Origin of the sequence: Paracoccus broussonetiae (assembly GCF_031854425.1) — a bacterium.
GTDB classification, from domain to species: domain Bacteria; phylum Pseudomonadota; class Alphaproteobacteria; order Rhodobacterales; family Rhodobacteraceae; genus Paracoccus; species Paracoccus broussonetiae.
On record NZ_JAVRQI010000065.1, the window covers coordinates 1 to 532 of the forward strand.

General features: G+C 37.4%; 2 protein-coding genes. Both read left to right on the plus strand.

The window, feature by feature from the left end; translation table 11 throughout:
- A partial coding sequence (locus RM190_RS23375) for a hypothetical protein (RefSeq protein WP_311761883.1) occupies positions 1–204 on the plus strand: 204 nt, incomplete at its 5' end.
- 69 nt (positions 205–273) lie between these two features.
- A partial coding sequence (locus RM190_RS23380) for a hypothetical protein (protein ID WP_311761884.1) occupies positions 274–532 on the plus strand: 259 nt, incomplete at its 3' end.

Here is a 532-nt window from a genome sequence, read left to right on the forward strand (position 1 = left end):
CTACAGAAAACTGAAATGTGGGACGGAATTGCAGTTGGAGTTGACATTGAGAAAAACCTTCAGTCTCTTGGTTACAACCTTAAAGACCTGCTGTTTGTGGACGAAGCTCTTCAACTATTCCAACTTAAAGGAAACTATGACGACAACTTCCACAAGGACATAGACTTTTCAAATGAACTTCAAGGTTTCAACACAAACCGTTGAATATGTATTGCCAGAACTGACAAGAAAAACATTTCCTTTGAAATTCTTGGTGGAAACACAACAGGACTTGTGAAGTCAATTGTTATGTTGTCTATTGGTTATTTAAAAGGAATTTACCAATATACACAAAATCTTTCACTTGATCTACCGAAATACTACACAAAAGACGAAGGAAATGGAATTACATCGATATGGGTTGAAGTTGATGACAAGCTTCCAAAGGACAAAGCGACATTCCTAATCTCCAACATCTATGCGGATGATGCCGGTGAATATGGTATGCTTGGTTCAGTCACAAATGATTCTGGACTTGTTGAGATTCCAAAAT